The organism is Stutzerimonas sp. NM35, from assembly GCF_054604355.1.
This window is the reverse complement of the sequence record NZ_CM137728.1, coordinates 3,380,120-3,395,302: the sequence shown is the minus strand read 5'-3', so window position 1 is coordinate 3,395,302 and position 15,183 is coordinate 3,380,120. Positions and strand designations below refer to the sequence as shown.

General features: G+C 64.2%; 9 protein-coding genes. All 9 read right to left on the bottom strand.

What is annotated here, in order from left to right; all coding sequences use genetic code 11:
• Position 1: 1 nt before the first annotated feature.
• The gene (locus ACYCFC_RS15665) at positions 2-2,314 is read right to left on the bottom strand and encodes a Tex family protein (RefSeq protein ID WP_459652173.1); all 2,313 of its coding nucleotides are present in this window, start codon (positions 2,312-2,314) and stop codon (positions 2-4) included.
• A 98-nt stretch (positions 2,315-2,412) separates the two neighbouring features.
• On the bottom strand, positions 2,413-5,880 hold the full coding sequence (gene bcsC / locus ACYCFC_RS15660; protein ID WP_459652172.1) for a cellulose synthase complex outer membrane protein BcsC: 3,468 nt from the start codon (positions 5,878-5,880) through the stop codon (positions 2,413-2,415).
• A gap of 10 nt (positions 5,881-5,890) precedes the next feature.
• The gene (gene bcsB, locus ACYCFC_RS15655; protein ID WP_459654010.1) at positions 5,891-8,059 is read right to left on the bottom strand and encodes a cellulose biosynthesis cyclic di-GMP-binding regulatory protein BcsB; all 2,169 of its coding nucleotides are present in this window, start codon (positions 8,057-8,059) and stop codon (positions 5,891-5,893) included.
• A gap of 59 nt (positions 8,060-8,118) precedes the next feature.
• Positions 8,119-10,704 (bottom strand): UDP-forming cellulose synthase catalytic subunit, encoded by a 2,586-nt coding sequence (gene bcsA / locus ACYCFC_RS15650; RefSeq protein WP_459652171.1) that lies wholly within the window; start codon positions 10,702-10,704, stop codon positions 8,119-8,121.
• The gene (gene bcsQ, locus ACYCFC_RS15645; RefSeq protein ID WP_459652170.1) at positions 10,697-11,437 is read right to left on the bottom strand and encodes a cellulose biosynthesis protein BcsQ; all 741 of its coding nucleotides are present in this window, start codon (positions 11,435-11,437) and stop codon (positions 10,697-10,699) included. Before bcsQ ends, bcsA begins: the two co-directional genes overlap by 8 nt.
• Positions 11,434-11,661: a cellulose biosynthesis protein BcsR gene (gene bcsR / locus ACYCFC_RS15640; RefSeq protein WP_459652169.1), complete on the bottom strand. Its 228-nt coding sequence runs from the start codon at positions 11,659-11,661 to the stop codon at positions 11,434-11,436. The genes bcsQ and bcsR overlap by 4 nt, the downstream gene beginning before the upstream one ends.
• 6 nt (positions 11,662-11,667) lie before the next feature.
• Complete coding sequence (gene bcsG / locus ACYCFC_RS15635) at positions 11,668-13,296, bottom strand: cellulose biosynthesis protein BcsG (RefSeq protein ID WP_459652168.1); 1,629 nt, start codon at positions 13,294-13,296, stop codon at positions 11,668-11,670.
• Positions 13,296-13,481: a cellulose biosynthesis protein BcsF gene (locus tag ACYCFC_RS15630; protein ID WP_181082569.1), complete on the bottom strand. Its 186-nt coding sequence runs from the start codon at positions 13,479-13,481 to the stop codon at positions 13,296-13,298. Before ACYCFC_RS15630 ends, bcsG begins: the two co-directional genes overlap by 1 nt.
• The gene (locus ACYCFC_RS15625; protein WP_181082568.1) at positions 13,478-15,016 is read right to left on the bottom strand and encodes a BcsE family c-di-GMP-binding protein; all 1,539 of its coding nucleotides are present in this window, start codon (positions 15,014-15,016) and stop codon (positions 13,478-13,480) included. The genes ACYCFC_RS15630 and ACYCFC_RS15625 overlap by 4 nt, the downstream gene beginning before the upstream one ends.
• Positions 15,017-15,183: the final 167 nt, after the last annotated feature.

Here is a 15,183-nt window from a genome sequence, read left to right as displayed (position 1 = left end):
GCTACTTCCTCAGGTTCTTGGCATTGGCGAACAGCGCCGCCATGGCATTGTTCGCCGGGGCCGGCTTTTCCTGCGGCGCGTGGCGCTCGCTGCGCGGTGCGTTGCCGCGCGGCTTGCCGCCACGGGGGCCTTCGGTCTTCTCGCCGGGGGTGTCGCTCATGCGCATGGACAGGCCGACGCGCTGGCGCGGGATGTCCACTTCCATGACCTTGACCTTGACGATGTCACCGGCCTTGACCACCTCGTAGGGGTCTTTGACGAACTTTTCCGACAGCGCGCTGATGTGCACCAGGCCATCCTGATGCACGCCGATGTCGACGAAGGCACCGAAGTTGGTCACGTTGGTCACCACGCCTTCGAGCACCATGCCGGGTGTGAGGTCGCTGAGTTTCTCGACGCCTTCCTGGAATTCGGCGGTCTTGAACTCGGGGCGCGGGTCGCGGCCCGGCTTTTCCAGCTCCTGGAGGATGTCGCCGATGGTCACCACGCCGAAGTTCTCGTCGGTGAACTGCTTGGGGTCGAGGCGCTTGAGAAAGGCCGAGTCGCCGATCAGCGAACGGATGTCGCGACCGGTGTCGGCGGCGATGCGCTTGACCAGCGGATAGGTTTCCGGGTGCACGGCGGAGGCATCCAGCGGGTTGTCGCCGTTCATCACGCGGAGGAAGCCGGCGGCCTGCTCGAAGGTCTTCTCACCCAGGCGCGGCACCTTCTTCAGCTCGCTACGGGACTTGAACGCGCCGTTGGCGTCGCGGTAGGTGACGATATTCTGTGCCAGGGTGCCGTTGAGGCCGGAGATACGCGCCAGCAGGGCGGCGGAGGCGGTATTGACGTCGACGCCGACGGCGTTCACGCAGTCCTCGACCACCGCATCCAGCGAGCGCGCCAGCTTCAACTGCGACACGTCATGCTGGTACTGGCCGACGCCGATGGCCTTGGGCTCGATCTTCACCAGTTCGGCCAGCGGGTCCTGCAGGCGCCGGGCGATGGACACCGCGCCACGGATCGAAACGTCCAGATCGGGGAATTCCTTTGCCGCCAGCTCCGAGGCCGAATACACCGAGGCGCCGGCCTCGCTGACCATGATCTTGGTGAGTTTCAGGCCCGGCACCTTCTTGATCAGCTCGCCGGCCAGCTTGTCGGTCTCGCGGCTGGCGGTGCCGTTGCCGATGGCGATCAGGTCCACGCCATGCTTGGCGCAGAGCTTGGCCAGTACCGCGAGAGTGCCGTCCCAGTCGTTGCGCGGCGCGTGCGGATAGACGGTGGCGGTATCCAGCAGCTTGCCGGTGGCATCGACCACCGCCACCTTGCAGCCGGTGCGCAGGCCGGGATCGAGGCCCAGGGTCGCGCGTGGGCCGGCGGGTGCGGCGAGCAGCAGGTCGTGCATGTTGCGGGCGAACACGCCGATGGCATCGTCTTCGGCCTTGTCGCGCAGCTCGCCGAGCAGGTCGGTTTCCAGATGGGTGTAGAGCTTGACCTTCCAGGTCCAGCGCACCACCTCGGCCAGCCACTTGTCGGCGGCGCGACCGCGATTGTCGATGCCGAAGCGCTCGCCGATCATCGCTTCGCCCGGATGCATGGCGCCCGGCGTTTCGTCGCCGACCTTGAGGCTGACGCTGAGCACGCCTTCGTTGCGCCCGCGGAATATCGCCAGGGCGCGGTGCGAGGGGGTGTTCTTCAGCACTTCGTCATGCTCGAAATAGTCGCTGAACTTGGCGCCTTCGGCTTCCTTGCCCGGCACCACGCGGGCGCTGAGGGTGGCGTTGTGCTTGAGGAAGTCGCGCAGCTTGGCCAGCAGGTCGGCATCCTCGGCGAAGCGCTCCATGAGGATGTATTTGGCGCCTTCGAGCACGGCCTTGGTGTCGGCGAAGCCTTTCTCGGTATCGATAAAGCGTTCGGCTTCGCTTTCGGGGCTCAGTTCCGGATTGCTGAACAGCGCATCGGCCAGCTCGCCGAGGCCCGCTTCCAGGGCGATCTGGCCCTTGGTGCGGCGCTTCTGCTTGTACGGCAGGTAAAGGTCTTCGAGACGGGTCTTGGTGTCGGCCAGGTTGATCTCGCGGGCCAGTTCGGGGGTCAGCTTGCCCTGTTCCTCGATGCTGGCGAGGATCGAGACGCGACGGTCATCCAGCTCGCGCAGGTAGCGCAGGCGCTCTTCCAGGTTGCGCAACTGGGTGTCGTCGAGGCTGCCGGTCACTTCCTTACGGTAACGGGCGATGAAGGGCACGGTGGAGCCTTCGTCGAGCAGCGCCACGGCGGCGGCTACCTGTTGCGGGCGCACGCCCAGTTCGTTGGCGATGCGGGAATTGATGCTGTCCATGTGATGTCCTGCGGGCGGAATGACGGCCGGCCGGCCAGAAAAGGGCGGCAGTATACCTGCGGTCGCCGCACGGCGGTTTCGAATCGGCTAGCAAAGGCTCAGCGGAATGCGGCGTAGGGCTGCAGAGGCTCGACGGGCCAGGACAGGTCGCCTCGCCATGGGGCGAAGTTGTAGCGAACGAAGAGCAATGCGTTGCTCGGCGCGTAATCGTCGCTGTACACCCAGTTCAGGGCACCGCCAAGCACGAAATGGTCGGTCAGGCGGCGCTCGAACATGCCCTGGAGCCGGTAGCTGACCCCACGGCTGCTCGATCCGGCTATTTCTTCAGCCGCGGCCTGAGGGCCGATCACCTCGGCGAATCTGCCGTTCAGGCTATCGAGCGGATAGCGCCGACTGTCATCGGTACTCGATACCGACCAACTGACGCCGCCTTCAAGCAGAACGGACCAGTCGGGATTGCGCCAGGCGTAGCTCACCGGCAGGCCAATCGAGTTGTACTGCTGCGGACTCCAGTAGCCGCCCTGTCCCAGCGTATGGCCGCTGAGCTCGCGCTCATAGGCGAAGTGGATGAAGGTCAGGCCGGACCTCAGTCGCTGATCGATACGGTCGAGCCATTTGTAGTAATAGCCGGTCATGGCGGTCAGCCGGCGATTGTCCGCAACCTTCTCGCCCCGCAGCCAGTGATGGCCCAGATTGACCCAGACACCATGCGCGCCGCCCTCGTCCCAGCTCAGGCCGAGGCTGGCGCCGTTGGCGGTGACCGCGCCCCAGCGGACCCCCGTGCCGGGATCGAGGCTGCCGCCGTAGGACAGGAGCGAATTGCTCATTGGGCGTCGGGATGCGGTGAGCGACCAGCCCAGCTGACCCAGACCGCCGCTGCCGGTCACGCCTGCAAAGACATTGTCGATCTCGAAGCCCTGACTGAAGCCGGCGTCGACTGCCATCCGCTCTGTCTGGACGCCGCCTGCCAGCATCATGGCGTCCGCCTGCTGGGTTTTGCCGCCACAGAGGGCCGTTTCCCGGCAGCTGCCGAAGTTGGGATCGGCATCGAGCGTACCGGCATCGAGGTCGATACGTTCGGCACGCAGGAATCGGCGCTGACCAGCGGCAGGCCATTCCAGATGCAGGAGGGTCGTGTTGGTTTGCAGTTCCGAGATGCCAGGGGTGCCATCATCGTTGCGCCAGCCGAAGTGGTGCTGCAGCGTCAGGGTGGTGTTCTGCGCCTGATAGAGATCGGCCAGGTCGCTGCGCAGACTACGCACAAGCCAGTCGTCTTCTGCATCAGCACGTGAGGCCTGCGTCATTGCCGGACTGTGGGCGTCCGCATCCAGCAGCTCGGCATCGACCATGGCCTGCCGGTAGAGCCCGATGGCCTGCCGTGGATTCATGGCGCGCAGAAGGCGGGCGGTGTCGCGACGCAGCAGAGGATCGGGAGCGCGCTGTTGCCGTTCGAGTTCCGTTAGCAGCGTGCGGGCCTTTTCGGTTTCGCCGACAGTTGCCCAGCTGTTTGCCAGTCGGCGCTGGCCGTTGAAGTCTTCCGGGACCAGATCGGGCGGCATCCGCTCAAGAGCCTTGCGGGCTTCCGGGATACGCCCTGCAGTCACGAGCGCTTCGATTCTGGACAGGCGCGCCCCGGCATGTGTCCCATCGATTGCCAATGCCTGCTGCAGGTAGTCGAGCGCCTTGCCGATCTCCCCCCGCGCCTCGGCCCAGTTGGCCAGCATGACGAAATCTTCCGGCGGGCCGCCACTGTCGCGTAGCGCCGTTTCGATAATCTCGATGGCAGCATGCTCGCGACCTGTTTCGCGCAGCTTTTCGGCACGCGCCAGCAACTGGCGCCGCTGTACGCGGGTGGCGAGCGCCTGCATGTCCTCGCTCCATTGCGACTCTGGAACGGCACGCAGCGTCGCCAGCGCGGCGACGTCCCTTTCTGCGGCGGCCAGATACAGACCGTGGGCATAGCGGGACGTCGGGTCATCGGCCTGGCGCCGAAGGAGGTCGGCGAAGACCGCGTCGGCCTGACCTGTCCGACCCTGTTCGTGCAGCACGTTGGCCAGTCGATAGGCGAGCCAGGGATCGTCCGGCGCCAGTGTTCTGGCCTGTTTCAGGGCTTCGCTGGCGATGGCTGCATCCTGAGCCTGCAGAGCGCGATCGGCGATGCTCTTGTAGCGCTCAAGCAGCAGGTCGTTGCGCAGGGAGGCGAATGCCCGGCGCTGCGCTGGCGCGAGTGACTCGATGAACGCCAGGGCCCGGTCCGTCGACTGGGCCTGGTAGATCCTGACCAGCCCGCGTATGGCGCTGCCGTTGTCGCGTTCGAGTGCCAGGATACTCAGGTAATCCTGCTCGGCCTGTTCGAGCCGGCCCTCGTCTTCGGCGACGCGGGCCAGGCCGGCGCGCGCGAACAGGCTGTCCGGGCGTCTACGCAAGGCAGCGGTATAGAGCGTCTTGGCCTTGGCGTGATCGTTCTGCCCAAGGGCCAGGTCGGCCTGCTCCAGTGTCAGCCAGTAGCGTGTCGCCTCGATCAGGTCGTTCCACTTGGTCAGATTGTCGATGTCGTCCTCGTTGGCCTTGGCTCGCTCGAAATACCGGATGGCTTGCGGTCGGTGGCCGGGTCGCATCAGGGCTCGGCCCAGGCCGCCGAGAAATTCCGGCTCCTGGGGATGGCGCCTGAGGGCCTGCCTCAGTTGAACCTCCGCCGCCTCGTCATCACCGCGCGAAACGAGTTCCAGGCCGCGCTGGCCGGCCCGCCAGAAAGGGTCGGCGATGAGTGTGCGGCCACGTTCGAGGTGTTGTCGGGCTTCGTCTGCGAAACGACCGCCGGCATAGCGATTAAGAAAGCTCTGCCAGCCTGCGAGCGTCCTGTCGCTGATCGGTTGCGCGGCGAGATACTCGAACTCACGCTGAGCGGCCGCGTCCGTTGCCGTAGGGTTGCGTCCGAGCACGGCCAATAGCGCCAGTGCGGCTTCATCCTGTCCGGCATCGAACAGCAGGTTGGCGAGCAGCTGGCGTACCGGGGGATTTCCGGGGTAATGCGCGTCCAGTTCGCGCAGCGCGGTGATGGCCTGCGCTTGCTGCCCCGGACGGGCACTGCGCAGACGCCAGTACTCCACGGCCAGCTCCAGCGTCGGGGGTGCGTCGCCAAAGATGGCTGTCATCCCGGCATAGGCTTCTTCGGGGCGACCCGCCATGGCGGCCAGTCGAGCCTGCTGCAGGCTCTGCTGGGTCTGTTCGTTCGCCAGCACCAGCAGCAGGCGGGCCTGCTTTTCGACGTCCAATGCGCTGTCATGCTTGGCCGACCGGAACCTGTCATGCAGGCTCCGGACACGAACGAAGTCCTGCTGGCGTAGCGCAAGACGCATCTCGGCCAGCAGTGTGCGAGGGTGTTCGGGGGCGACCAGGCGCAGACGGGTCAGGGCATCGTCGATCAGATCATCGCGGTTGAGTGCTTCGCCGGCTCGGGCCTGTGCGAGCAGCCAGGCCACTTGTTGCGTGCCATCGCGAGGGCCGTCGGTCTGTCCCCAGCAGACCGACGAGAGCAGCAGCAACAGCATGGGCAGTCTGTTCATCGTGAGGGCTTCACTGTCCGTCCGAGAGGCGTCGGGCGGCAGCCCAGCGCAGCGTGCGCCACAGGACGAGGGCCAGCAGCACGATGCTTAGCGTGGCGAGAAAGGCCAGCAGCACCGGATGCTCGGACAGGTGGAACCAGAGCAGGAGCCACCAGGGCAGGGCGCCGACATAGTAGGGCTCGCCGACGGCGTGACTGCTGACCCCGCTGTCACGGATGAGCGCCACGGAACCTGCGAAAGCCTGTTGCTTGCCGACGTCACCCAGTGCCTCACGCAGCAGGTGGTAATCGTCGTGAGTATTGGCCAACAGCGCGACAAGGCTGCGCTGTTCATGGAACGGAGACTGCAGACCGAGCACGGCGGCCAGCGGAGCGTTGGCGCGCATTGCAAGGGACGTCGTGCCGCTGCTGTCGCCGCGACGTGGCGCTTCTTGCGTGAGCCAGCTGCGTGGGGCTTCGAGCAGGATGGGCAGATCCTTGGCGGCGCGTAGCGAGTCGGGCAGCGGGCCGATCAGCAGCAGGTCGGCGTCTGCGGCGCGGGCATCGCTCCAGTCGTCGGTTACCCGCACGCCCAGTGCCGGGTAGCCAACCTGGGCACCGATCAGGCCGAGCGTATCGAGCAAGGTGCCGGCTTCGGATGCACTCGCTCGCTCCGGTACCAGTACAAGGGTCTCGGAAAGGTCGGCCATGCGGCTGAACGGGAAACCGCTGCGCACGAAGGCTTTCAGATCCGGCATGGCCATGTAGTGGTGGTAGCCGGACAGATCGATGGATGAGCTTTCGTCGATCGCCGCCTGGACGTTGGTCGGCAGATAGGTCTGGCAATGATCGCGTTGGGCATTGCCGAGCTTGCTGGCGAAGTTGAACTCGAAGCGGACCTTGTTGCGCATCCCCATCTTCAGCGCCGGCACCAGCAGTTCTTCGCTCTCGGTCGAGGTATCCGAGGAGAGCACCGACAGCCGCAGCTTCTCCACGTTGCTGCGGCTGTCGCTGGCCTTCAACGCGATGCTGCTGATGTACTGGTCGTTGACCGTCACGTTCAAGCGCGACTCATCGGGCGCTGCAGGGGGTGTATAGCGATAGCGCGTCGCCAGCGGAATGCCCTGGTTGCGCCAGACGAACAGGTCCGGCGGCAGGTTGATATCCAGGGAGATCGGATAGGGCTGCAGGCCGCTCGCCTGAAGCTGCTGTGGGTACTCGATCAGCTCGGAGAACAGCACCGGTCGATCGGTGCGAATCCAGTTCGGTGCGTCGTAGGGCTGGCGCGGCGCGGCCTCGACCTGCTCGATCGTCACCCGCCTGCCACGCAGCTGCCCCTGGTCGAGGGCCAGTGCCGATGCTGCCTGGACGAGATCGGCCTCGTTCCGGCCCATGACCAGCAGCAGCTTGGTATAGCGGTCGGCAGGATGGTCGATCAGCTCGACGACCGGGCCGTTCACTGCCGGGTGCTCGCGCAGCAGTGGAGGACGATGGTCATTGGTGGCGAACACGACGGCAGGCTGCGGGCGTTCGATGGCCTCGGGCAACTCGCCGTAGTGCACGGGGAAGCTGGCGCCCCGCCAGGCGGCGCGTGCGCCGAAGTACGAGGCCAGGATGCCTGCTGCACGCAGCGTGTCGGGTGGTGGAGCATCGGCGAAGAGGATCGGCAGGCGCAGCGGGCTGCTATCGCGCTGGTCGAAGAAGGGCAGTGGAAACCAGGCAAGGTCGCTGGCGATGTCCAGCGCCTGCTCCTGCAGCACGATACGGCTCTGGCGACCGAGATTGAGCCAGAGCCCGCTATGCGCCGGGTCCTCGCAGATATCGGTGTAGTGACCGACGAATTCGACCCTGACGCGGTTGAAATCGCCGAGCAGAAGAGGGTCCAGGCTGACAGTCTGACGTACCCGTTGGCCGAGCTGATCCTCGGTTATGGACAGGGTGCGCATCAGCTCATCGTTCAGATAGATACGCAGATGTGACAGTACCGGCAGCAATGCCGGCGAAGGGGTGTAATCGAGCAGGAGGCGCGCATCGGTGGCTATCCGGTCGCGGCGCAACTGGAATTCCACCTGCTCGGCGTTGCGGATACCGAGCAACAGCTGGTCCTGGGGGCGCCCCAGGTCGGAAAAGCTCCGGCTGGTTTCCCAGGACGGTGGCGGCACGGCGACTGTCAGGTCTGCTACCTCTTCTGGTGCGGACATGGTCTGGCCTGGCGCGAGGAGCATCGAGCACAGCATCAGCAAGGGTGCCAATCGAAGCTTCATGTTCTGTTCTCCAGGGGACGAGGGGCCGGGGTGCGCGGGCAGAAGCTGATCAGCCACGCAGCTAGCCGGAAAAGGGGGCGGAGTGGTTTGTCGAGGCCGGCGGGAAGGTATTCGAACAGCCGGTAATAACCGCGGCCACCCAGGCGCAGCACCTCGATGAAACTGTGCAGCGGACGGTCGGCCTCGAACTGGTCGTGACGATTCAGCCAGACATCCGCACGGGCGAAGGTGCATTGCACGAAGTCGACTTGCTGGGTCAGGTCCAGACCGTCGAGGCGAAGGCCGAGGTGCATGCCGGACAGTCGCGTTACCTGTGCGGGAAAGGCGAATTCGCGTTCTCCCCTGCGTAGCAGCAACTGCAACTGATCGTTCGGTGAAACACGCAGCGGCATCGACAGTTCGAGCCCTGCGCCACAGTCGGAAAAGTCGCTCAATATGCAGGGGTGAACGTGACCGCCGGGAAGGCGGATCGAGGCGGGGAGCTTCGCCAGTACCCGGTGCGAACGGCGTACCTGCCGTACTTCCGCCGCCACGGCTACCGCGGTACCGATGATCAGCAGGTTGTAGAGGACCCAGACCGTGCTGACGAGCACCGTGGCGATCTCTGCAGCAGGGCCGTAGATAATCCGCCAGGCGGCGAAGCCCAGCCCGAGGATATTGAGAATCGCCAGCAGCAGATAGGGCCGGGCGATGTGCCAGTCGAACTGGTTTTCGTCCATCAGGCCGCCCTTGGCGGTGACGTTGAATTTGCCTTTGCCGGGGTTGAACAGGGCCACCGTGGTCGGGCGGGCGATATACCACGCCAGAACCGTCTCGTAGACCTCGCCCCAGAACGAGTGCCGGTGCTTGCCCTGCAGCCGGGCGTTGGTCAGGCTGGCATGGATCATGTGCGGCAGCACGTACAGGACGATCAGCAGCGCCGGTGCATAGATGATGTATGCGTGCAGCAGAAGAAAGGCCAGCGGGGCGGTCAGGTAGATCAGCCGCGGCAGGCCGACGAGGAAGTGCAGCATCGCGTTGGCGTAGCACAGGCGCTGAAAGATCGTCAGTCCCCTGCCCAGCAGTGGGTTGTCGGTACGGAAGATCTGCGCCATGCCGCGCGCCCAGCGGATGCGCTGGCCGATGTGCGCGGACAGGCTTTCGGTTGCCAGGCCGGCGGCTTGCGGAGTGCCGAGATAGGCAGAGTCCCAGCCGGCGCGATGCAGACGCAGTGCGGTATGCGCATCCTCGGTGACCGTCTCTACCGCAAAGCCACCGATACTCTCGATGGCCGATCGGCGCAGAATCGCGCATGAGCCGCAGAAGAACGCCGCATTCCACATGTCGTTGCCGTTCTGCACCAGGCCGTAGAACAGCTCTCCTTCGTTGGGCTTGTGGCGGAACGAGCCAAGGTTTCGCTCGAACGGGTCTGGCGAAAAGAAATGATGAGGCGTCTGTACGAGGGCCATCTTCTCATCGCGCACGAACCAGCCCGCTGTGACCTGGAGAAACGACCGTACCGGGATGTGATCGCAATCGAAGATGGCAATCAGTTCACCCGAAGTCACCGAAAGGGCGTGATTGAGGTTGCCGGCCTTGGCATGGAGGTTGTCCGGACGGGTGATGTAGCCGACACCCACCTCATCGGCGAACTGCCTGAATTCTTCGCGGCGACCGTCATCGCACAGGTGAATGCGCAGCCGATCCGATGGCCAGTCCAGCCCCAGTGCGGCGAGTACGGTGGTGCGGACGACCGAAAGATCCTCGTTGTAGGTCGGGATGAGCAAATCGACGCTGGGCCATTGCTGTGGCGACTCGGGCAGGGGAGCCGGCTGGCGGTTCAGCGGCCAGCAGGTCTGTACGTAGCCGAGTATCAGAACGAGCCAGGAATAGGTTTCTGCGACCAGCAGGATGACCCCGCAGGTGAGATCGAAAGGCGAGTCCCATTTCAGTGTGGCGCTGTAGCGCCACCAGAGGTAACGGCAGGAAATGATCGTCGACAGCACGATCAGCATGAGGACGGCAAAACGTCCGGGCACGCGCCGCACGATCAGGGCCAGCCCCCAGAGCAGGAGCACGAACACCACCTGGGCACCGTAGCTGAACGGTTCGGTCACGCACAGCAGTGCGAGCAGCATGGCGATAGCCGCCACGGTGACCTGAAGTGCACGTCTGCATAGCGGTGAAAGCGTGTCGAGCATGCGATTCGTCAGCTCGCCTGGCTTCGACCAGAGGGCCGGTCTTGGCGTCAGGGGCCTTGCCAGCCGTCTGCCGTGGCGTAGCGCCTCTCGAAGCAGGCTGGGCCAGCGCAGCTTTCGGAACGTCAGGCGCCTGCTCACCGCTTCGCGCGGGCGGGCCGGGCGTACCAGCAGCAGCCAGAACGTCTGCAGCAGCAGACGCAACGGGTCGCCAGCGGAAGGCGCCTTCCCGGCAAGGTGCGGATACAAGCGCTGCCTTTCGCTGAGCACGGCCTGCCAGGCCGGGCTTTCCAGGCGCAGCAGCAGGGCCGCCAGCAGGTAACCCAGCGTCCATTGAATAGACGCAAGGCGACCCGCGCCGCGCGTGAAACGAAGATGGTGGTAGTAGGCGAACAGACTACGCATGTCCACGCCCTGCCTTGCGTGCAAGGCACCATAACGCCAGGTTGCGAAGGTCGCTGGCCGCCTGACTTTTCGGGGCGTAAAGCCCCACGGGCAGTTTGTGTGCCAGGGCTTCGGCGACGGCCTCGTCCTCGTGGATGATCTGCGGCGCCTGGTTTGGGCTGTATGCCGTGCGCCACAGGAGCACCAGATCACGCTGCAACTGACTGGCCGGATTGAAGCGGTTGATCAGCAGCAGGTTCGCCTGCCTATCGAAGTGCCTGTGCAACAGTGCGTGGCAGCCTGGTGCAGGCGTGATCAGGTCGATCAGCAGATCGGCACGACCGTCTTCGACCTCTGCAAGAGGCGGATTGGTACTTCGGGGCGGCAAATCGAACAGCACCCAGTCATGGAACGGCTGGAGCTGTTCAAAACGCGCATGCCAATAGGCCGGCTGCTGTTCCAGCAGCTGTGTGATCTGGCGCGTTTCCGCTGGTGCGAGACGACCGTAAGGCAACACGTGGAGACCTGGCTGCACTTGCAGTGCGTCGTTCCAGAACGTGCCGTCGAGCTGAGCACGGGCCCATCCTGATTCGTTGGCCAGATCGTCGCCGAAATGCAAACGAGCGAGGTCATCAGGGCTGCAGTCGATCAGCAGTACCCGTTCCCCCTGTTCGTGCAAGGCCAGGGCAAGACTGCACAGCACTGCAGTCGTGCCGACGCCTCCGCACAGCCCTCGCAATGCAATACGGTTCATGCCCGCTGAGCCTGGGCGACCGTATCCTCACGGTCGAGGGATGGCGTGCGCAACGCGGCATCCAGTGCGTGGGTGCTTTCCGTCTCTGCCAGCAGCGGCCAGCGTTGCAGCGCCTGGCCCAGTGCGTTCGTGGCCGAGACATCCAGATACCTCAGGTGCGGCATATGCAGATGCTGCCGAAGGGCTGAGACATCATCGAGTGGTGGCAGGGGATAGCGGGACATGAAGGCTCACTCGAAACGATTCGGATAGGGCAGCCACACGGCCTGCCCGTTGACGCGAACGTAGGGCTTGCCGTCGTACTCGATGACCTGTGCCCCTGCGGTCTCTGATACCTGTTCGGTTATCGGCAGTCCGGCGACCAGCGTTGCCACATCCGGCGCGCTTTGCGTGCCTTGCGCGGCATAGAGGCGTGACACCAGCTCCGACAGGGCCAGGAAACTCGACGGCTGCGAGACATGCAGCGGCATGTTGTCGTGCGTAGGGCCCATGCCGATCAGCTTCAGGCCCACCGGCACCTGAGTGATCGAGGCACGGGGAATCTCTCGCATTCCGGATATCTGCATCCTGTCGCCATGCAGGGCGGCACCGTGCTCCGGTACGATGAGCAGTGCAACACGACGACCGCTGCCCTCCAGTTCATCGATGAAGCTGTCCAGATCGTCCAGCAGGCGCTGTGCGCGGAGCTTGTAGTCCGCCGACTGTGCCTTGCCGTCAGGCCCAAGAATGCGATTGCCGTCGTGCAGGCTGATGCTGTTGTAGAACAGCCCTACATGAGATTCGGTGAGCGACTGTCGGTGTTTCCACCAACCTCGCAGCACGTCCAGATCGCGGGCGATGGGCGAGCCGTCGAAGCCGGCCATGGCGCGCGGGAAGCCTTGGCTCGGCAACGCGGGCTGCGGCAGGCCCTGGGCTGTCACGTCGTCCGTGAAGCCGTCGAAGCGTCCGTTGTGATTGAGCAGGGTCTCGGCGTGAAAGCCGAGATTGGCCAGATTCTGGAATAGCAGGCACTGCTCTGGAGCCGGCTGATAGAGCGCCTGGTGACGCGGCTGTCCACAGCTCGCCCGCAGCAGGCGAATCGCTGCCGGCCCGCTGTAGGAGGTGGCCGAATTGAACCGGTCGAAGATCACGTCCATCCGACCGAACAGCGCGTTGTCTTTGAGGCCTACGGCATCCAGATCCTCCCAGGCCAGGGAGCAGACGTTTACCACCAGCACATCGAATGCGGCCGCGTCTTCGTTTCGAGGGGGAAACAAGGTCTGGCGACCGGCTTCGCTCTCGAAGAAACGCTGTAGCCAGGTATCGAGTGTCGCGGTGTTCACCTCGGTGCTGGTTCGCTCGACCGGTACGCTGGCGGCGATGGCGACCTCTACGGGTTTGGCTGCCGTGCCGAGGGCCGGGGTGACGCTGGGCAGCCAAAGCCAGACCAGGCCGAGCAGGCTGAAGCTGGTCAACCGCAGCCACTGCGACAGGTAGCTGTAGCCGATCAGCAGCAGGACGAGGATGGCGATCGCCTGCCAGTCGACGAAGCGTCCGGCCAATTCCAGGAGGTATGCCGGGGTGAAATCGAGGATGCCCGGTTGCGCCAACAGGCGCTGGAACGGAGGCAGCCAGGTTTCGCGATACAGCAATGCGATGGCTGCCGGCACGGCGATCATCTGCCTGGAAACGCGTAGCCATTTTCCGAGTAGCGGTATGCAGAGCAGGGCCACCAGCACCAGGTTCGGCAAGGGCTGGATCTGCACGAGCCCGAGCGCCAGCAGCACGAACTTGGCGATGAAGTACAGATTCCAGTGGCCCAGGCCCGGCCAGTTGCTCATGCGGCCTGTATGCAGCGAGGGTGCCAGCGCGACATTCATTACCGGTCCTCCCGCTCCGGCTCTTGCGACCGGTAACGAACACCCGCGCGCCGGAGATGACGGGGTGGTAGCAGCCGATCAAGCATTCTGAGCACTGGTCGCCAGTAGGTTGCGAGCAGCAAGCCGAGCAGCGTGCCCAGGCCGATAAAGAGCAGTGCCAGTTGGAATAGCCAGGAACTGGTCATGAAAGTGGCTCCTCGGCCAGTTCGAGCCGCACGGACCGAGGTGCGAGCGTCCTGGTCAGAGGGTCGGGCCCGGGTGTCTCCGCCAGGGATAGGGCTGGCTGGCGCTCTTCGAGAAATAGCGGGCTGGCAAGTGCATCCAGGTCGTCGAGTCGCTCGAAACTGATGAACAGCTCCTGCCAGCTCACCGGAAAGATGTTGTCCAGAGCGGCTTCCACGGTTTCGCCGCGACAGGCGAACAGGAACAGGTACAGTCCGTCCGAAGTCAGGCAGAGGATGTCGCCCTGACGGCGGAAGCGGGATTCGCCAAGCAGGCTTTCGACACTGAGGCCGGGCAACACCCGAATGCGCAATAGCGTGTGGTCCAGCTCGCCGTGTTGTTTGGCGGCCCACATGTGCCGCACCGATTCGGCGAAGGCGCGGGGCGTCAGTTGTCCGCGCAGCGGAAGAGGTTTCGAGCGGTTGAGACTGTCAGCGATATCGGTCGGACTTTGACGTTGCCAGGTGTGGCCTTGGATGCTGTCGATGAGCGTGAGTGACCGGGCGAGGGGAGTGCCGAAAGGCATGATCAGCGAGGCACCAGCGGCTATCAGCAGTTGATCGTCGCGGTAGCGCAGGCAGGGAGCGACCTCTCGGACAACTAGCTTCAGCTTGTTGCCACAGCTACGGCGCAGCCGATCGAGGAGCACTGCAAGCTCATCGACTTCGTCGCTGCGGCTGACGCCCAGGATAATAGTGGCGTAACAGGCTGTGGCAGCGTGATGCAACAGCTCAGAACGGTCGGGATACACCTGCCAACCGAAAGGCTCATGCCTGATGCCGGCAAGAGCGGTTCGTTCGGCATGGACCTGGTGGCGATCCTGCGCTGCTTCGTGGTCCTGTATGGAGTTGGCCAGCAGCTGAAGGGTTCGAAAACCATCGGCTTGCTCGGTGAGCAGGACTTCCCTGGATCCCCCAGGCGCTGTCTGACTGTGCCAGTAGTGCACGAGAAGCCGGGGCGCCGCCCGGTCACGATAGAGTTGGGCGAAGCCCGAAAGGCCAGGCGTTCGCTCGTACAGCTGGGCGGAAAAACCAGTTGGTTCACCTTCGCAGAGGATCACTAGCGTGGCGCTGCGCCGGGTCAACCATTTTCCGACGGTTTCTACCCAGCGATTCAGGGGGATATCGCTGAAAGCCTCGCTGGGCAGGGCGAGGAGGATGATGCGATGCTCCACTCGGGTGGCACGATCCAGCTCCGAGGGCAGCACCCGCAGCATTGCCCTCATGCGGGAAGGTGTCACGGTCAGGAAGGCCAGTTCGCGAGGCCCCTGGTCGGCCGGTAGATCGTTCAGGAACTCTTGTTGGCAGGGGCTGGTACTGAGTAAAACCGCACGTGCCTGGCTCATGCTGGTCAGGGTCTGGCGCAAGAGGCGCATGGCGTCATAGGATTGCCCGATTTGCACCCAATGAATGGCGCCTGCGGCGAAGGTCATCGTGCCCAGCAACAGGTCTCCAGCGCCTAGCGATGCCGAGAGTGGTTCTAAAACACGGTCGGTCAAGAGGGTACCTGCGGTATGAAAGTGATGCTGGGCAGCTCTGTTATCGGTCAGGAACTGGCTGGCTTGACCGGGTGACACGGCAGTTTGTCGGATTTCCTTGCTGGGTATGTCAAAATAATATCATCGACACGCAAAGCTGCCAATATTTTGCTCTGCCCGTTCGTTGA